The organism is Dokdonia sp. Asnod2-E02 (assembly GCF_045063915.1).
In the GTDB taxonomy this organism is placed as follows: Bacteria; Bacteroidota; Bacteroidia; order Flavobacteriales; family Flavobacteriaceae; genus Dokdonia.
Window position 1 is genome coordinate 2739513 of the sequence record NZ_JBEFNX010000005.1, and the last position, 19522, is coordinate 2759034.

Sequence of the window (19522 nt, forward strand, 5' to 3'; positions counted from 1 at the left end):
TGATACGATAGGTTAATTATTTTGCCTTATTATAGTTTAGAACCCAGCAGAAATAAGGCTGTCTAGAAAAGATTATCACAAATTAGGAATAAAATAGCTCAAAAATGAAATTTATAAAAGAACTATTCGGTAATAGAAATGAGAAAGAAATTTCGGAATTATCTAGTGACTATTGTCCTAACTGTTGGGGAGACCAGGAATATGATAATCTTATAAGAGAAAAGTATAAGGACACTCAAATAAGTGTTAACAATCATAGTGCAAATTATGCATTTGTACAAGATTTTATAGTAACACAAATGAATGGGATAAAACTTAAGAGCACTGTAAAGGGACCTGAGTGTCCTACTTGTAAGGTGGTGTATAAAAAGTAATGGCTAAACAGTTCACATATTATCTCATTTTGGTAATTCTAATAATAGGAATTAATGGAGCTGGAGGTCTCGTAATTGAAGAATTTAAAACTGGCGTTGGGTGTCCCAAAATAATGTACATACCAATGTGTTTGGTTATCCTAATCTGTTTTATTCTTCCACTCATAGCGCATCTCATAAAAAAATGGAATGTCGTGTACTTTCTATTTACAGGATTGGCAGGTACTATAGCTTTAGTGGCTTCTATAATGCAATTTGCAGGAACTGCACAATGCCCTAATACAGCTTCAAGCACGCCAATGTGTTATTACTCTCTATTACTTTTCAGTAGTTTAACTATTTTGAAAATTTATTATCTAAAACCCATCAACAACAAATAATATGAAAACTTCTAATCCAACCAGAATTAGTGTTTTATGCGGGCTACTATTATTTAGTTTTTTTGCAACTGCACAACAATTAGAAACTTCAGTTTTTGTTACTGCAAATACTGGAACTGCAGATAACAATAATGTCTTATCTCAAATTAATGAGGAAGCTAAAACATTAAAAGATTCAAAATTACTCATACTTGGTAATGCTGTTTCTAAAGATGGTTATTCTAGGGAGGCAAAAACTAAAATAATATCCCAATTAGATATCTTAAAATCATTTAATGGCAAAGTGGTTTTTACACCAGGACACCACGAATGGGTTGTTGACGGTCATAGAGATGTAAGAGATATAGAAAAATTTATTCAAAAAAAGAGTAAAGCAAAATTCTACCCAGATGAGGGTTGTCCTATAAAAAAAACGGATATCACAGATGATGTCGTTTTAATTACAGTTGATTCTCAATGGTATCTAGAAGATTGGAATGAGCATATCTATCTAAACGAAGATTGTGATATTAAAAACAGGACAGAGTTTTTTCTAGCTTTTGAGAGTATGCTTAAAAAGTCGCAAGGAAAAATAATAATGGTAGCAATGCATCATCCTGTTTTTTCAAATACTAATGAAGGATTAATAGCTAGAACAGGTGGAACTTCTCTACACGATTTTCAAAACAAGCAAAACAGAAAATTTAGGAATCGTCTAGTCACTCTTGCAAGGCAGACAAAGGATATTTTCTTTGTTTCTGGACACGATAAAAATTTACAATACATTAATAAATATGGAGTTCCTCAAATAATAAGTGGAGCTGCAGGTCAAACGAGAAATGCTTCTGTAAAAAGTAGTAAAGATTTCGCTTCAAGCGAAAATGGTTATGCACGAATTGATTTTTTTAAAGGAGGTAGAATAAGTGTTACATTTCAAGGCACGGCATCACCTTATACAGCCGAAGTTATTGTGCCAGTTCAAGAAGAATTATTTAACAACTTTAAAGATAAAAGTAGCTTTGGTTCAACATTTAGTTCTTCTGTTTACTCTGTAGATGAGACGGAGAAAAGCAAAGTATATAAAGGGCTTTGGGGAGACCATTATAGAGAATACTATAGTAAATCAGTAAATGCTAAAGTAGCTTTTATAGATACCTTAAAAGGAGGGCTTACACCTACAAGACGAGGTGGTGGACACCAATCGAAATCTTTACGATTAGAAACTAAAGATGGTAGAGAATATGTAATGAGAGCACTAAGAAAAAGTGCGATTAAATTTCTACAGTCCACAGCATTTCAAGATAAGTATGTTGAAGAAGAACTAGAAGGAAGTTTTGCAGATAATTTCTTATTAGACTTTTATACAACAGCCCATCCTTATACACCTACCACAATAGGAACACTGGCAGATGCAGTTGATATATTTCATACAAATCCAGAGCTGTACTACATCCCTAAACAAAAAGGTCTCGGTGAGTTTAATGACGAGTATGGTGATGAATTGTATCTTATTGAAGAACGCGTAGAATCTGGACATAAAGACTTAGAAAGTTTTGGAAAGCCAAAAGATATTTTAAGCACAAGCGACGTACTCTTAGAAATAAATAATACGGGAAAGTCTATAGTAGATGAACCATCATACATTAGAGCAAGGCTTTTTGATATGCTCATAGGCGACTGGGACAGGCACGAAGATCAATGGCGTTGGGCACTTTTTGAAAATGAAGACGGTTCGGAAATATGTAAACCTATTCCAAGAGACAGAGACCAAGCGTTTTCAGTTTTTGATGGAAGTATATTGGGATTTTTGCGTTGTGCAGTTCCGAGCTTACGTATGATGCAGTCGTTTGATGAGGAATTACCAAGCCCTAAGTGGTTTAGTTTTGAGCCATACCCATTAGATATGACTTTTATTAATCAATCTAATTGGGAAGATTGGGAAAGAGAAGCAATAACCTTACAAACTGGATTAACAGATGAGGTAATAGAAAATGCATTCCAAAATCTACCAGCAGAAGTTGAAGGTCAAACAATTGAAGAAATTAAGAAAAGTCTTAGAGGAAGAAGAGGTAATATTATAGATATCGCTCGCAGATACTATGATTATGTAAACAAACACGAAGTTATTACTGGAACACAGAAAGATGATGTCTTTGATATCACAAGGCTTCCAAACGGGCAAACTAAAATTACCGCTCAAAGAAAAGACCTAGAAATCTTTGAAAGAATATTTAATAAAGATGAAACTAAAGAAATTTGGATTTATGGTTTAGATGGTAATGATACCTTCAACGTAACAGGAGAAGGAAACAATCACATCACTATAAAGGTTTTAGGAGGAAAGAAAAATGACATTTATAATTTTGAGAATACAAAAAAAGTGAAACTCTATGATTATAAAGGGAAGAATAATACCATCGTTAATAACAAGTCAAAAAAATGGCTAGTAGATGATTATGAGATAAATAACTACGATTATAAAAAACGTAAATATAGTATTAATCAATTTTTGCCCATCATAGGCGCAAACCCTGACGATGGATTACGTATAGGTTTTGTGAATAACTTTACAACATATGGGATTCAGCGCAATCCATTTACTACAAAGCATTCGGTGAGTGCTTCATATTATACTGGTAATTCCGGTTATGATGTTTCTTATAAAGGAGAGTTTGCAAATATATTTCATAACTGGAATTTTGGAGTAGAGGGGAAATATACGAGTCCAAATTTTGCACAAAACTTTTTTGGTTTTGGGAATGAAACGCTTTATGATAAAGATGAAGTGGAGATTGATTTTAATAGGGTAAGTATAAAAGAATGGAATGTAGCTATTTCCTTGATTTGGAATGGTAGAAATGGAGGTTCGTTTTACTTCAAACCTTTAATAGAATCTTTTGAAGTAGAAAATGTAGAAGATAGATTCATAAACTTTCTACCTGCGACGGCTTCAGTTTTTGAAAAACAAACCTATGCAGGTGCAGAAGTTAATTACAGTTTTAAAAACAAGGATGATATCGCTTACCCTACATTAGGATTAGATGCGAGTATCACGGCAGGTTATAAAGCTAATATTGATGGAGAAGACATCGACAATAATTTTGGATATGTACGTCCTCACATAGCAATAGACCATAGATTAAACAAAAGTGCCAGTCTTGTACTAGCAACAAAGATAGGTGGAGAAGCTATTCTTGGTGATAATTTTGAGTTTTACCACGGGGCTTCTTTAGGCGGTAATCACAGTCTGCGAGGGTTTAGAAAAGAACGTTTTATTGGTAAGTACTCAGTATATCAAAATACAGACTTGAGATTGCTGTTAGGTAAATTTAAAACCAGTTTTATACCACTTAAGTATGGTGTAACTGGAGGTTTTGACTACGGGAGAGTATGGGTAGAAAACGATAATTCAGATAAATGGCATAATAGCGTTGGTGGCTCCTTTTGGGTAAGTGGCTTAGAAACATTTACTACTAATCTAGGGTATTACTCAAGTACAGATGGTGGAAGGATTGTGTTTTCCTTAGGCTTTGTCTTTTAATATTAAACTTCAAAAATTATATCAAATATGAAACAACCTGTAGCAATAATTCAAGTAGATAGCTTAAAGAATAAAGAACCAGAGCACGCACTCGTTAATGGATTAGATTTAGTGATTGTGAAGTTTGATGAAGAAATTTCTGTTCTGTACGGAAGGTGTCATCATAGAGGAGCTTTAATGTCTGACGGTCACGTAGATGGCGATAATTTAATTTGTGGAGTTCACGGATGGGATTATCGCGTAGACTCGGGTGTTTCAGAATATAATAATAGTGAGGTGCTACATAAATTTTCTACTAAAATAGAAGATGGGAAGCTCCTGGTAGATGCTTTTGAGATAGATGCATATCTCAAAAAGAATCCACAACCTTTTAATAGAGATGAATATCTAGGAGCCTATGCAGATACCCATCCAGAAGACACAGAACCTTATACGGGTTATATAAAAGAACTTGCAAAAAATGGACTAAAGAATGTAGGTCATCACGGGTTTTCTGCATCGATGGGTGTAGATAGAAACACACTTCCTAAATGGGATCATATTCAGTTTTTACCTGCGCAACTAGCCTCAAGACCCTTATTAGATGAAGATGCGGTTGCTACTAAAGTCGTTATAGGAGCAAAGGCAAAGAAGCCGTTAATCCTTGATATACCATTATTTGTAAGTGATATGAGCTTTGGTGCACTATCTCGTGAAGCAAAAGTAGCTTTATCTAAAGGTGCTCAACTAGCAGGAACAGGTATTTGTTCTGGAGAAGGAGGGATGTTGCCAGAAGAGCAAGCTAATAATTCAAAATATTTTTATGAGCTCGCTTCCGCGAAATTTGGATTCTCTTGGGATAAACTAGATAACGTTCAAGCTTTTCACTTTAAAGCTGGGCAAGGTGCCAAAACTGGTACGGGAGGACACCTGCCAGGTAGCAAAGTAAGTAAAGAAATTGCTGAGGTGAGAGGGTTAAAAGAAGGAGAGACAGCAATATCACCAGCGACATTTCCAGATTTTCACGGTGTTGAAGATTTTAAAGCTTTCGCGAAAGCGGTAAGAGAACGCACAGGAGGTATCCCTATAGGATTTAAAATTGCAGCTAGTCATATAGAAAAGGATATCCAGTTTGCTCTAGATGTAGGGGTAGACTATATCATTCTAGACGGTAGAGGAGGAGGTACAGGCTCTGCACCTAAAGTATTAAGAGATCATATTAATGTCCCTACCATACCAGCACTTGCTAGAGCACGTACTTATCTAGATAAAGTAGGAGCAAAAGATGTAACCCTTATAATTACAGGAGGTTTACGCGTAGCAGAAGATTTTGCCAAAGCATTAATGCTAGGAGCAGATGCAATAGCAGTTTCAAACTCTGCATTACAAGCTATTGGGTGTTTAGGAATGCGTGCCTGCGGAAGCAATAATTGTCCAGTAGGGATCGCTACACAAAAGGAATCTTTGCGTAGTCGTTTAATTATTGACTCATCGGCAAAGCAGTTACAGAACTACTTTGAAGCTACAAACAATTTAATTAAGGTCGTAGCGAGAGCTTGTGGGTATGACAATATTGAAAAGTTTAATCAAGATGACCTTTCTACATATGATAGAGATATACATTTCTTGACTGGAATTAATTATGCTGGAATTTAATAAGATACATTATGGACACTATAGAAAAACAATTACACATCGCTTCTCAATATCTAGCCGCAGCAGGAATAAGTTTTTTGCCTAAAAAAGAAGACGATAGTCATACAAACCTAGGATTTAACCCAGAGGAAGCTATCCTTGAGACGCACTCGCTGTCTAATGCTAATGATAAGCTCATTTTGAATTATAAAAACTTTAGTTTAGAATGGAGATCTGATGCAGTTTCAAAAGTAATAGACTTAGATGGAGCTACTCATAAAGGACTTGTAGAATGGATTTCTAGTAACTCTCGTGAATTTATCAACAAAGAATATTCTTATAAATTCCATTATGAATTGCCTTACTCTATTGATGATGATTTTACTTTTAAGTTGTCTGATGTTGAGGATTTGAGTGAGATGATGCATCTACGTATTCTAGCTCAATTTATTCTAGAAAGAATAGATATTCACTATAATCTTAATACATCTATAAGAATCTGGCCACACCATTTTGATACTGGCATTTATAGCCTAATTCCAGATTCACATATAACAGTGGGCTTAGGACTAGCTATTCCAGATAGCCTTTGCGAAAATCACTATTTATACATCACAGGTTACAAAGGGGGTCAAGCTATAGATCCATCTGGATTAGAATCATTAACCATAGGTGATTGGAAATCTAACGGTTTTAAAGGAGCCATACTCGATGCTAGGGGAATTGTGGAGGCAGATGGTGTAAAGTTTTTTAAAGAAGTGATTAGTAAATTACAAGCCGTATAAAATGTATGGCCGTCTACAACGCTTTGTATATTTAAGTAATCCAAACGTTATTTAACTCTATGGAAAATTGGTACCTACCTATAACGATAGTTCCAGGTTTGGGATTACTTATTCTTTCTACATCTACCTTAATGGTAGCTTTGAGTAATGAGATTAACCAAATGATTGAGCAGTCCAAGCAAAAGAAGATGATTACAAAAAAGCTTGTGCAGTTAAAATTGTTAAATACAGCTATGGTTTTTCTTTATACAGCAGTAGGGTTTCTATTGATCTCAAGTGTGATAAATGGGCTATTTGATTTAGAAAAAACTTCATTATATACTAGTGTTCTTGCTATTGTTTTAGCATTAATAGGGATTCTGTCTTTAATAACTTATTCCTATAGAGCAGTAAAAATACGCCAACAACAATTTAAAAATAAGTTGAATTAAATACACAAGTTATGGACTCAAAGGGTAAAAAGTGGTACAAGGTATTAGACAATAGAAAAATGCTCCCTGAGGGACGAGTCCAGACTGTAACTGCTGGTCATCAAGGTATCTGTTTAACGCATTACAAAGGAAAATTTTCAGCATTAGATAACAAATGTCCACATCAGGGAGGACCTCTTGGAGAAGGTTCTATAGAAAATGGAATGTTACGCTGTCCTTGGCACGGTTGGGATTATGACCCGTGTACGGGAAACTCACCTGGAGGCTTTGATGACGGGATCAAGAATTTTGAAGTGAAAGAAGAGGGTGAGGCTATTTATGTTGCAATCCCAGAAGAGGAAACGCATAGAGAAACTATATCTGATGTGATGATTGAGACTATGGTAAACTGGGGTGTTGATACTGTTTTTGGAATGGTAGGACATAGTAATCTTGCGGTTGCAGATGCTATGAGAAGGCAGGAGAAAAAGGGGAAACTACAGTTTTTTGGTATTAGACACGAGGGTGCTGCAGCATTTGCTGCCTCTGGTTATGCAAAATTAACAGGAAAACCTGCAGCCTGTTTTGGCATCGCTGGTCCAGGTGCTACAAATATGTATACAGGAATGTGGGACGCAAAAGTTGATAGAGCTCCATTGCTAGCGCTTTCAGGGCAAATTAATACTCAGGTAGTTGGGACTGGTGCTTTTCAAGAAGTAGATCTTGTAAAAGCTTTTGAAAGTGTGACTCAATTTAATCACGCAGTGCATTTAAATTCTAATCATAGTGAGTTAATGTCACTTGCATTAAAGACGGCGCTTGTAAAGAAAAATGTAGTGCATTTAACCTTTCCAGATGAGGTAGCATTTACAGAGAAGCCAGAAAATGCAAAGGCTCAAACTCCAGAAGATAGAATTACTCCTTTTAATATAAGCCCTCCAAAAGAGATGGTTGATAAGGCAGTAGAGCTTCTTAAGAAAGCAGAAAGACCTGTAATTATTGTTGGGCACGGTGCACGTTTTGAGATGGAGGCTATTACCACTTTCGCGAAAGCTTTAAATTGTCCAATCATCACCACTTTTAAAGCAAAAGGATTAATAGCAGATAAACATCCCTTAGGTTGTGGAGTTTTAGGTAGAAGTGGTACTCCTATAGCATCGTGGTTTATGAATGAAAGTGACTTGTTATTTGTACTAGGAGCTTCATTTTCTAATCATACAGGTATCACTCCAAAGAAGCCAATAATTCAAGTTGATTATGACCCTATGGCGCTCAGTAAACATCATAAAGTAGATGTTGCCTTATGGGGAGAAATTTCAGAAACAATGAAAATTATTGAGGCTCAAACTAATAAAATGACTGTGGCGGTAGATCAACGTGGAGAAATAGAGGAACGCTGGAGACTATGGCGTGAAGAAAAAGAAAGCCGCCTTAAAGATTGTGGTGATGGGCTTAGCTCTATTTCTGTTTTTGATGCAATGAATAAAGTTACACCAGAAAATGCAGTGATAGCTGTAGATGTAGGTAATAATACGTATTCATTTGGTAGATATTTTGAGCCTACAAACCAGTCTATATTGATGTCTGGATATCTAGGTTCTATAGGCTTTGCTTTACCGGCGGCAATGGGTGCCTGGGCAGCAGAAGGTGATAAGAGACCTATATGGTCTGTGTCTGGTGATGCTGGTTTAGGTCAATACCTAGCCGAAATAAATACTTTAGTAAAGTATAATATGAATATTAAACATATAGTACTCAATAACTCTGAGCTAGGTAAAATATCAAAGGAGCAACGTGCAGCAGAGGTTGATGTATGGCAAACCTCATTAACAAATCCTAGCTTTGCAAAGTATGCTCAAAACTGTGGTGCTCTCGGTATTCGCGTTGAGAAACTCGAGGATTTATTACCAGCTATGAAAAAGCTTAATGAACATAATGGCCCAGCCTTGTTAGAAGTAGTTACAGACGTAAATTTAATTTAATTACTAAATAGAGTTACGCAAATAAGTAGTTGGTATAGTTAAGGAACTAGTACCTCTGACAGATGAAAAAATCTCTCAGAGGTAGTAGCAGTTTTGCAATTATATCAAAGTGATGTATGTAAAGGTTGATTGCTAGGAGGATAGTTAATGATAAATATTAAAAAAAATGAGTAGGCTTAATTCTATAATAGCAAATTATAAATACCTAATTGCTATTTTAAGCGTGTTCAACTTTCTTTTGACACCTTTTCATATTCTTATTTCAGGTATAAGTCCGGCTTATGTTACTGTCATAAATTATACCTTATTAATCATAGGGAGCTCCTTGCTGGCAACTAACAAGCTCGCCAAATCTATCACCTATATCATTGGCTTTTTTACATTGCTCGCTATATGGTTAGAGCTGTCTAATGACAGTTCAGTTGTTATATTAATTTATAGATTAGTATCGTCCTTTTTATTGTTTGTATGTTTTTGCATCATCTTAGTAAGACAATTATTACTCATAAAAGAGATAAACTTACAGTTTATACTAGGGCCCTTACTAGGGTTTCTTTATCTAGGAATATTAGGAGGAGTGCTATTTGAATCTATTAATTTTTTAAACAATAGTTCATTTAGATTAATTGATGGTTACTCGGGTTATAGCTTTTACTATTTTAGTTTTATAAGTATCACTACTGTTGGATATGGTGATATCACACCTCTTACTGCTCCTGCGCAATCTATAACATTAGTGATGAATATAATAGGCCAATTTTACTTGGCTATTGTGATTGGGGTATTTGTTGGGAAATATATTAATACAAAATCAAAGTAATATGTTCGAATCTTTTAGTATTGTATTTACAATTGCGGCTCTTTTTAGTTACATAAATTACAAGTGGTTAAAATTACCAACAACGATTGGGTTGATGATTTTAAGCTTGTTTCTAATTATTCCATTAACATTAAGTGAAACTATATTCCCAGAATTTTACAAATTCTTTTGTGATATTATCGTTAAGGCAGATTTTAAAACGCTTCTACTCGACGGGATTTTAAGTTTTTTATTATTTGCAGGAGCATTACATGTTAATCTTGCAGCACTTAAAGAACAGAGGAAATCAATTTTATTATTTGCCACCTTAGGTGTCCTCATATCCACTTTCTTAGTAGGAGGCCTTGTCTTTTTTGGTGCGCAATTAATTGATGTAGAGCTACCCTTTTTACACGCACTTTTATTTGGAGCGTTGATATCACCTACTGATCCTATTGCTGTAATGGCGATTCTCAAAAAGGCAAATATTGCAGAGTCTTTAGGTATAAAAATAGAAGGCGAATCTTTATTTAACGATGGGATAGGCGTTGTTGTTTTTTCTGGAATATTATTGATTGCTACAGCAACAGAGCATCATAGCGCTGCCCAGATTGGTGCAGAGATTGGGCTCTTATTTCTAGAAGAAGCTGTAGGAGGCATTCTTTACGGACTTCTTATTGGATTTCTAGGTTTGAAGTGTATCAACTCATTAAAAGAAAACCCACAACTTGCCGTAATAATAACTCTAGCTGTAGTAATGGGAGGAACATCTGGTGCTTTTTTATTAAATGTCTCTGCGCCATTAGCTATGGTAGTAGCAGGATTATTGATAGGGAATAGAATACATATAAATGAAGATAAAAATCCAATACAGAAAGCAATCAACTCTTTTTGGGAAATATTAGACGAGGTTTTTAATGGTATTTTATTTGTTCTTATGGGGCTTGCTATTCACTTATTAGAATTTAATAGTAATTACTTTTTATTAGGAGTAATGGCTATTTTAATTGTTCTTTTTGCACGATTTTGCTCTGTGTTTTTACCGTACTCATTACTTAAACATTATGAGAAAAAGCCTATCAAAACTATTGCAATTCTGACTTGGGGTGGATTGAGAGGTGGTATATCTATAGCTCTAGCACTTAGTTTGGGTGATGAATTATCAAAAGACTTGATACTGCATATTACATATATAGTGGTTTTGTTTTCTATAATTGTACAAGGACTTTCAATAGGTGTTTTTGCAAAGTTGATATATAAAAATGACTAACGATATAAACTCTTAGTTTTCATATTCAGAGTCATTGTTATATTTGACACCAAATGAGCGCAATAAAAAGAGTCGCAGGTGTTTTTGATTAGTAATAAGGGTTCATCTAAGGAGATGAGTAATTTTTTTAAAGGTAATTATGAGCGATAAAAAAGAGAAAAAAGAAGAAGATAAATACTTGATGGCAGAGCTTAACATAGATAAGGAAGCCTTAAAGCAGTTGAAAAAGAAACTCGCAAAGCTAGAACCACGGTCTGAACGTGGTGTTGAAACACTGTTTAGACTGCTGTCTAAAAATCAATACACATTGAATACAATGATAGATACAAAATCAAATATTTTGATTTCTATCAACGCTCTAATTCTTTCCCTAGTCTTGGGTACAGTAATGAGTCAATTAGGTACAGACCCTCATCTTATTTATCCTGTAGTGATGATTTTAATAACTAATCTAGCTTCAATTGCCTACGCAATTTTTGCCACACGCCCTGAGCTCGTCCACGGAGAAAGTGAAGCCAAAAATTTAATGTTTTATGGTAATTTTCACAATATGGAAGAAAATGAATATGTTGAAAAGATTACTACGTTAATGAATGAGGGCGATGAGTTATATAAAACCATTGCCAAAGATACTTTTCATCTTGGTAAGACTATGGATAGAAAGTTTAAACTACTTCGTAAGTCATTTAACATTTTTTTACTAGGTATTATTTTATCTGTAGTCGCATTTATAGGCTGTCACGCCTTGTTTGGAGGTTTTGTATAGACTGAATAAACCTTAAAATTACTAATGAAATGGTCAATCAGTTATATTGAAAAAAGCGCTTATTTTTACTTACTAATCATCTGATAAAATAGCAATGGTTAGACGTGTCTTGTTTACAATTTGTATCGTCAGAATTTAACATAAATATATTTGGTATTTCTTGATAGGTTTTAATGTACAGAAGTAAGTTTTTGCGAAAGCGGAATAGATAGAATGTTACGAAATTATGAAAAGCAAAAAGCCAACCTTAGTTAGGTTTTTTAACAACCTAGTTTTGAACTTAACTATCTGCGTGATTAGATCAGAAGAGAGATCATCTAGATATTTTGACCTGTACGATTTACGATGCTTAATACGTAAAAAATACTTTCTAAGGATTTTCAATATCAAATAACTGTTTAGATGTAAATGTTATTCCTACAATATAAGCCTTGTTATTGTTAACTATGTGGTTATCGTGTATGGATTATATAAGTTCTGGGAGAGCAGCTATTGATTTCCATTTAATTTTGTTAGACAGGAATTTGGTAATGATTACAAAATTGAAAATAGAGAATGAGTAAATACAATAGACCTTAACATAATTTATATAAAGTGTAGAGCTTTAGGTAATAAGGACTAAGTAAATTTAAATTTCATTTTATCTCAAAAAAAAGGCTTCACATAATTGTGAAGCCTTCATATTTAAGTAGCGAGAGGGGGGCACGATCCCCCGACCTCCGGGTTATGAATCCGACGCTCTAACCAACTGAGCTACCTCGCCATCTTACTTAGAGCATAGATTTACGGGTTAAGTAAAAATCACTTTTAAGAGAATAAACTATAAAAGCATTTGTCTAAGCGGGTGCAAATATAAAATATAATAGCGGTAGTGCAAACCTCTTTCTCAAATAAAATCAATTTAATTGCTTTGTTGTCGAAATTAATATCAATATATTGTCGATACAATTACAAGTTTTTATGAGCGAGAAAAAAAAATACGAGATTGAGTTTGTTGTAAGAGCCTCTCCATCTTTACTATATCAATATATGGCAACCCCTTCTGGAATGAGTGAGTGGTTTGCAGACAATGTAAATTCAAGAGGAGAATTTTATACCTTTATTTGGGACGGAAGTGAAGAAAAAGCAAAACTCTTAGGTAAACGTAACGGAGATTACATAAAATTTCAGTGGCTAGATGACGAGGGAGAGGAGTATTTCTTCCAGTTGCGCATACAAGTAGATGAGATTACAAAAGATGTATCTCTTATGATTACAGACTATGCAGAAGAAGATGAAATAGATGAAGGTAAAATGTTTTGGGAAAATCAAATTTCAGAACTCAAACAAGTAATAGGCTCAGTTTAACTAGCGCCTAATTAATATCTTTGCACCGCCTTACAATAGGCGGTTTTTTTATGATTAATCACAACGGAACAATATCGGCAGCAGCACAAACTAGTCTAGACCCTTTTAATAGAGGTTTTCTTTATGGTGATGGACTCTTTGAAACTATAAAAGCAGTAAATGGTAAACTTCTCTTTTGGGAAGATCATTATTTCAGGCTTATGGCCTCGATGCGCATCTTGCGTATGGATATCCCTATGGAGTTTACACCGGAGTACCTAGAGGAACAGCTCAAAAGCACCATAGACGCCGCCGGATTAATCAATGAGACGGCACGTGTGCGCATTACAGTCTATAGATCTGGAGGCGGCACTTATCTCCCAGAAGAGAGAGGTGTGGGGTTTTACGCTTTCGCGAAAGCGCACTCAGAACCATTTTACCTACTCAATGATGCACCTTATGAAGTAGAGCTTTATAAAGATCACTATATAAACGCAGATCTTATCTCTACACTTAAAACCACTAATAAAATCGTGCACGTGACGGGTAGTATTTATGCGCAAGAAAACGGTTATGATAACTGCCTGCTCGTAAATAGTGATAAAAATATTGCCGAAGCCTTACAGGGTAATCTCTTTCTTGTAAAAGGAACTACTATAAAGACACCTCCACTTACAGATGGGTGTTTACGTGGTATTGTGAGAAAACAGTTAATGGGTATTATTGAGCTTATGGATGAGTATAGGCTAGAAGAAGCGTCTATCTCTCCTTTTGAACTGCAAAAGGCAGATGAGCTCTTTATAACAAATACGATTAAGGGAATACAGCCTATTACAAAGTATCGCAAAAAGCAGTTCACATCAGACACAGCAACTGCATTGCTCAAAAAACTTAATGTAAAGGCTCGCCTGGGCTAGTTGTATTGAGGATTTGCCGGAGCATTAGACCATATAGCATAAGAGCCGCCTAACTCCCTTATTTTATCACTCCATAGTGCAACGTGATTACTTTTAAGGAGCTCTTTGCGAAAATTATTTTTTGTGATTACCCAAGTATGCTCGTCTATTTCTTGGTCGAGCTGCTTGCTTCCCCAGCCGCTGTAGCCTAAAAAGAACTTTATATTTTCGCAGCTTATTTTTTTGGCTAGGATTAAATCTATAGCTCGTTGAAAGTCTCCTCCCCAGTAAATACCAGAAGAGATTTCTTGGCTTCCTTCTATAAGTTCTGGTGCGGTGTGTATAAAGTACAAATTTTCTTGCTCTACGGGTCCTCCATTATAAATAGGCATCTCACAATCTTCTAGTCCCTCTATAAGATCTGCTAGTGTGACTTCGAGTGGTTTGTTAAGTATAAAACCCACAGATCCCTCTTCATTATGATCTGCTAGTAGGATTACAGATCTCGTGAAAGAAACATCGCCTAATACGGATGGCTCGGCAACTAATAATTGTCCTTTGGTCGGTAGTTTAGTCATATTTATCGCCTTTGGTATAATAAAGCTACCTATTTTTCTTAGTTTGACAAATATTTAGGTATTAAAAAAAAGTTATAAAAAATAATGACATAAGATACTGATTGTAAGTGTTTTGTGGTTTATTTGTTTAGATATAGTGAATTATAGGCCGTATTTTTAATTATGCATACACAGTATATCGATGTCAAAAACGAAGATAACCGAGATATACACAGTGCTAAAGACTGCTTATATAGTCGCAAGAGTCACACACAATAGCTATTTTTACTAGAAAAAATTGAGAGATTGACGGCAAGCTATAAAAAACATATTCTAGAGTTTAAAAGACCTAGTGGCACCTCTAGAGGTGTATTACGCACGAAAGAGACCTGGTATATTATTATAAAAGACGGCGCTTCTTACGGGATAGGTGAGTGTGGTATTTTAAGAGGATTAAGTTACGACGACGTTCCAGAGTATGAGTCTATGCTTAAATGGACGTGTGATCACATCTCACAAGGTCCAGATAAATTATGGGAAGCACTAAGAGATTTTCCCAGTATACAAGGTGGTGTAGAAATGGCATTTATGTCACTTAAAGCAAAAGACCCTTATCATATATATTCTTCTGAATTTACAACAGGCAAAGATGCAATCTCCATTAATGGATTGGTATGGATGGGAGACGAGTCCTTTATGCGTGAGCAAGTCTCAGAAAAATTAATGCAAGGCTTTAATTGCATTAAAATGAAAATAGGGGCCATAGACTTTAAAGAAGAGCTTGCCATATTATCTTCTATACGTAAAGATCACGACGCTAGTAAACTCACATTGCGTGTAGATGCAAATGGAGGTTTTACAAAGGAAACGGTTCAAAGCGTATTAAAAGAACTTGCAGCTCTTGATATACACTCTATTGAGCAACCTATCGCTACAAAGCAGTGGGATGATATGGCTGCACTCTGTGCGAGTACTCCAGTACCTATCGCGCTAGATGAAGAGTTAATAGGTGTGACAAACCTTGAAGATAAGCGTAAGGCACTAGACAGTATTAAACCGCAATATATAATTTTAAAACCTAGCTTTGTAGGAGGTTTTAAAGGAAGTGAGGAGTGGATAGAAGAGGCAAAAAAGCGCAACATAGGCTGGTGGATAACCTCTGCTCTTGAGAGTAATATAGGGCTTAATGCCATCGCACAGTGGACCTATAAAATTGATGCAAAAGGACCTCAAGGTCTAGGTACAGGCAGCCTATTTACAAATAATATATCTTCGCCACTAGAAGTAACAAACGGAACCTTAAAAATGAACCCTGAGCTATCTTGGGATTTTAAAATATAATTTATGTTTATAGAACAAGCCTATAAGGGAGAAAACGAAACTTGGAAATTTGTCATAACCTCCATACTTACAATGGGTATTTTTATCGCAAACCTGTTGTTTTTCCTTTTTGTAGATGTAGATCCACAAGCTGCGATGGATGATATGATGCGACTTTTTAAGTCAAAAAACTTATTGCTCGCATTTAACCTTGCTGTATTTATTCCCATTCTGGCAGTATTGTTTTTACTCGTCTGGGCACTACATAAACGCAGTATATTGAGCTTGACAACAGCAAGAAAGAAAGTAGACTGGAGTCGTATCTTCTTTAGTTTTATGATGGTGTTTATTTATACAGTGGCAAGTTTTGCAATAGTCTATTATATGACACCAGAAGATTATGTGTTGCAGTTTGATAGTTCTAAGTTTGGTATACTCGTTCTTATAGGTTTAGTGTTTTTTCCTTTTCAAATAGGTCTAGAAGAGTACCTTTTTAGAGGGTATGTGATGCAACAAGTAGGGGTGATGGTGCGCAATAGGTGGTTCCCGCTTATATTAACCTCAGTGCTTTTTGGGGTATTTCATTGGGCAAATCCAGAAGTAGCAGAGTTAGGCCCTATCACTATGGTGTTTTATATAGGTACAGGCTTACTATTAGGTATAATGACACTTATGGATGATGGTATGGAGCTTGCTCTAGGTTTTCATTTTGGTAATAATTTACTAGCAGCAACACTACTCACCTATGAGTACTCAGCGTTACAAACAGATGCTATTTTTAAATCTGTAGGGCAGGCAGATACGGGTATAGAGCTCGTGTTACCGGTACTTATAGTCTACCCTATATTTCTCCTCATTTTAGCAAAAAAATACAAATGGTCTAACTGGAAAGAAAAATTAACAGGTGCAGTGCATCCACCAGCCACTACTATTTCATAATTTAATATAAGGTTTACATCTTACTAACTTATATTTTACAAGTAAGACTTATTTTTAATGCATATGTTATATGCAACAGATAGACATAAATTTTTGCACCCTAAGTTTAAACTTAACGGATCTTCTCATACTAAGGCTACGCTTAAAGCCCAAGCCTATGGTTTTATAAAAGAAGGAGAACCTTATGAGGAGTCTGTAGGTGAGTTTTTACTAGAATGGCTAGACAAGAAGAAGTATGTAACGGTACAAACTTCTGGATCTACTGGAGACCCTAAGCCTATTAAAATTGCAAAGTCTCATATGATAAATAGTGCAAAAGCTACGGCAAAGCACTTTAATGTGTATGAAAAGACCACCGCGCTACTATGTCTACCTGCTCACTACATAGCTGGTAAAATGATGCTTGTGAGAGCAATGGTTTTAGGCTGGCGTATTGATATGGCACAGCCTAAATCAAACCCATTAGATAATATATATAGGAGATATGATTTTTGTGCAATGACACCTTTTCAACTAGATAACTCTTTATCTAGGCTGCATTTGCTTTCAAAACTTATTGTAGGAGGTGGCGCTATCTCTCCCGCATTAAAACAGAGAGTACAGGGGCTTGCTACTAAGATCTATGAGACTTATGGTATGACAGAGACCGTAACTCATATAGCCGCTAGACGTGTTAATTCAAAAAAGAATAAAGACAGCCTTATACCCTTTAAGGTGTTAGATAAAGTAACCATTGAGGCAGATGAGCGCAGTTGTTTAGTTATAAAAGCACCTTATGTAAGTACAGACCCTGTAGTTACTAACGATATTATAAGGATTGTTACCTATAAAAAATTTATTTGGCTAGGTCGCATAGATAATGTTATAAATAGTGGTGGGGTGAAGCTACATCCAGAACAGATAGAGGCAAAACTTGCAAGCTTTATTGATGTGCCATACTTCATCACCGGTATGCCAGATGATCGCCTGGGAGAACAGCTAGTTCTTTTTGTAGAGCAAGAGCAACCTTATGAGCTTGATATAAATGAGGAAGATATGAAGGTATTTAAGCCTTATGAGTTTCCTCGAAAAATTATTTCGGTTCCTCAATTTCAGCGCACTAGCACTGGTAAAATTCAGCGAGGTCAGACCTTAACAAAGTATCTGGATACGATATAGGTTTTTAGTACGCTTTCGCGAAAGCGTAATCACATTCATACCACTTTACTCAACACCAAGGCTCGTTTACTCATTACTAATAGGGTGTAAATCACATTTGAGATAAGTTTATACTGAATTTAAAACCAAGCAAGTATGAAATATCTAGCACAGGCAGTAGTCCTTTTTGTAATGATGCAAATGACTGCGCAGACTCAAGATCAAACCCAAACAACTGTACTCAAGGCCGAACAATTAATAACCTATGCGGCAGATAATTACCCGGCAGACGATCCGGTTCAGATTTATATACTAGTAGAGACAGGCAGTGCAGGTATACATCAAGATCACAAATTTTATATTGAGCAAGGTGTAAAATTACTCACAAAGAGACTTGAGCCAGAAGATAAAATTGCTATAGGAACTTATGGTGCTGTAAGTGCAGTTGTATTATCGTTTACAGAGGTAAGTGTAGGCAAAGTGATAGAACAGGGAGTACAGAAGCTGTTTTCTGGCTCATTTAAAGAGGTTAGTAAGGTAGATGGTATAGCTCTGGCATATGATCTTACAGAAGCAAATTATGATGAAGATGTAGTGAGTAACGTGATAATGATACGTGGTAGTGGCGTACATCAAGAGCCAGCACAAGCAAAGTCTGTTACTAGCGTTTATAAAAAAGTAAGTGAGACAAATCTTGTAGCACAAGAAGTTGAGGTAGCCAAAGCTCCAACAACCCCAAAAGAAGAGAGACAAGCACAAAGAGCACAACGCAAGCAAGCAAAAGCAGCAGAGCACAAAAATCTAGGGGGTGCTATTGCACTCACGGCACTTACTATTTTGCCAGAAATTTTAGATGTAATTAAGGATTAGAAATAGTTAGGCATCATTATTGAAAAGAGAAAAGAAAAAATAAATATGCATATTTGCAAAAAATATAGAACAATGAATTTTCGTTTATTCGCACTTATCTTTTTAATCGCTGGCTCGTCTACCATATACGCGCAAAACCTCGGGAGCATACAGAGAGGACAACGTGGATACTCACCACCTGCAAGACAGCAAGACGCTGGAGAACCAGAAAAACCAGACGTAAATTTACTTAGTATAGAACGTGCAGATATGTATCAAGAAATACTAGATATAGATGTCTTTACAAAAGAAGTACTTAAAAGTTACCTCAAAGATTATTATACAGCTACTGTAAATATAGGGTATGATGAGAATCTCAAATTTGATGCAAAAAGAGAGCTTATTAATGCAGAACGCAAAAAATTTGAAAACTCTTTAAAAGAAGTATTTACAGAAGAGCAAGTAGAAAAAATCCTTACCGAAGAGGAGTTTGGTAAAGAAAAAAAGAAATACGATAAAGAGAAAAGACAAGAGAAGCGCAAAAAGAAAAAGCGTAAAAAGAATAAAGATGACGATGGTAAATAGTATTTATTAATCT

At 35.5% G+C, this 19522-nt stretch carries 17 protein-coding genes and 1 tRNA gene; 16 read left to right on the forward strand and 2 right to left on the reverse strand.

What is annotated here, in order from left to right; all coding sequences use genetic code 11:
• The first annotated feature begins 104 nt into the window (after positions 1–104).
• From ACJJVM_RS12480 to ACJJVM_RS12520, 9 genes are all read left to right on the forward strand, one after another.
• Entirely contained in the window at positions 105–374 is a 270-nt protein-coding gene (locus tag ACJJVM_RS12480; protein WP_298347995.1) for a hypothetical protein, read from the forward strand.
• A 381-nt stretch (positions 375–755) separates the two neighbouring features.
• Positions 756–4274, forward strand: a complete 3519-nt coding sequence (locus ACJJVM_RS12485; protein WP_405211861.1) for a metallophosphatase — start codon at positions 756–758, stop codon at positions 4272–4274.
• A gap of 27 nt (positions 4275–4301) precedes the next feature.
• Positions 4302–5909, forward strand: coding sequence for a glutamate synthase-related protein (locus tag ACJJVM_RS12490; protein WP_035335774.1), 1608 nt, complete (start codon positions 4302–4304; stop codon positions 5907–5909).
• 11 nt (positions 5910–5920) lie between these two features.
• Positions 5921–6673, forward strand: coding sequence for a hypothetical protein (locus ACJJVM_RS12495; protein WP_405211862.1), 753 nt, complete (start codon positions 5921–5923; stop codon positions 6671–6673).
• A gap of 59 nt (positions 6674–6732) precedes the next feature.
• Entirely contained in the window at positions 6733–7104 is a 372-nt protein-coding gene (locus ACJJVM_RS12500) for a hypothetical protein (RefSeq protein ID WP_298348004.1), read from the forward strand.
• Between the two features lie 11 nt (positions 7105–7115).
• On the forward strand, positions 7116–9065 hold the full coding sequence (locus ACJJVM_RS12505; protein ID WP_405211863.1) for a thiamine pyrophosphate-binding protein: 1950 nt from the start codon (positions 7116–7118) through the stop codon (positions 9063–9065).
• A gap of 166 nt (positions 9066–9231) precedes the next feature.
• On the forward strand, positions 9232–9885 hold the full coding sequence (locus ACJJVM_RS12510; protein WP_299148523.1) for an ion channel: 654 nt from the start codon (positions 9232–9234) through the stop codon (positions 9883–9885).
• Position 9886: 1 nt separating this feature from the next.
• A complete protein-coding gene (locus ACJJVM_RS12515) occupies positions 9887–11134 on the forward strand; it encodes a sodium:proton antiporter (RefSeq protein WP_299148521.1) in 1248 nt (415 codons plus the stop codon).
• A 139-nt stretch (positions 11135–11273) separates the two neighbouring features.
• The gene (locus ACJJVM_RS12520) at positions 11274–11900 is read left to right on the forward strand and encodes a Pycsar system effector family protein (RefSeq protein ID WP_299148519.1); all 627 of its coding nucleotides are present in this window, start codon (positions 11274–11276) and stop codon (positions 11898–11900) included.
• A gap of 689 nt (positions 11901–12589) precedes the next feature.
• On the opposite strand, the gene ACJJVM_RS12525 is transcribed toward ACJJVM_RS12520, so the two are convergent.
• Positions 12590–12663: transfer RNA gene (locus tag ACJJVM_RS12525), tRNA-Met, on the reverse strand.
• Between the two features lie 197 nt (positions 12664–12860).
• On the opposite strand from ACJJVM_RS12525, the gene ACJJVM_RS12530 reads away from it, so the two are divergent.
• Entirely contained in the window at positions 12861–13247 is a 387-nt protein-coding gene (locus ACJJVM_RS12530) for an START-like domain-containing protein (protein WP_298348012.1), read from the forward strand.
• 50 nt (positions 13248–13297) lie between these two features.
• Complete coding sequence (locus ACJJVM_RS12535; RefSeq protein WP_405211864.1) at positions 13298–14143, forward strand: aminotransferase class IV; 846 nt, start codon at positions 13298–13300, stop codon at positions 14141–14143.
• Here ACJJVM_RS12535 and ACJJVM_RS12540 read toward each other — a convergent pair.
• Positions 14140–14700 (reverse strand): YqgE/AlgH family protein, encoded by a 561-nt coding sequence (locus ACJJVM_RS12540; protein ID WP_298348015.1) that lies wholly within the window; start codon positions 14698–14700, stop codon positions 14140–14142. The two genes, ACJJVM_RS12535 and ACJJVM_RS12540, sit on opposite strands and share 4 nt — an antisense overlap.
• Before the next feature lie 285 nt (positions 14701–14985).
• Between ACJJVM_RS12540 and ACJJVM_RS12545 the strand changes: the two genes are divergently transcribed.
• The 5 genes from ACJJVM_RS12545 to ACJJVM_RS12565 all read left to right on the forward strand — a co-directional run bounded on the left by ACJJVM_RS12545 (position 14986) and on the right by ACJJVM_RS12565 (position 19509).
• The gene (locus ACJJVM_RS12545; RefSeq protein WP_405211865.1) at positions 14986–16020 is read left to right on the forward strand and encodes an o-succinylbenzoate synthase; all 1035 of its coding nucleotides are present in this window, start codon (positions 14986–14988) and stop codon (positions 16018–16020) included.
• A 3-nt stretch (positions 16021–16023) separates the two neighbouring features.
• Positions 16024–16938, forward strand: coding sequence for a CPBP family intramembrane glutamic endopeptidase (locus tag ACJJVM_RS12550; protein ID WP_299148513.1), 915 nt, complete (start codon positions 16024–16026; stop codon positions 16936–16938).
• 57 nt (positions 16939–16995) lie between these two features.
• Entirely contained in the window at positions 16996–18096 is a 1101-nt protein-coding gene (locus ACJJVM_RS12555; protein ID WP_405211866.1) for an AMP-binding protein, read from the forward strand.
• A gap of 135 nt (positions 18097–18231) precedes the next feature.
• A complete protein-coding gene (locus ACJJVM_RS12560; protein ID WP_405211867.1) occupies positions 18232–18945 on the forward strand; it encodes a hypothetical protein in 714 nt (237 codons plus the stop codon).
• Positions 18946–19017: 72 nt separating this feature from the next.
• Positions 19018–19509: a hypothetical protein gene (locus ACJJVM_RS12565; protein ID WP_298348023.1), complete on the forward strand. Its 492-nt coding sequence runs from the start codon at positions 19018–19020 to the stop codon at positions 19507–19509.
• The last annotated feature ends 13 nt before the right edge of the window (positions 19510–19522 follow it).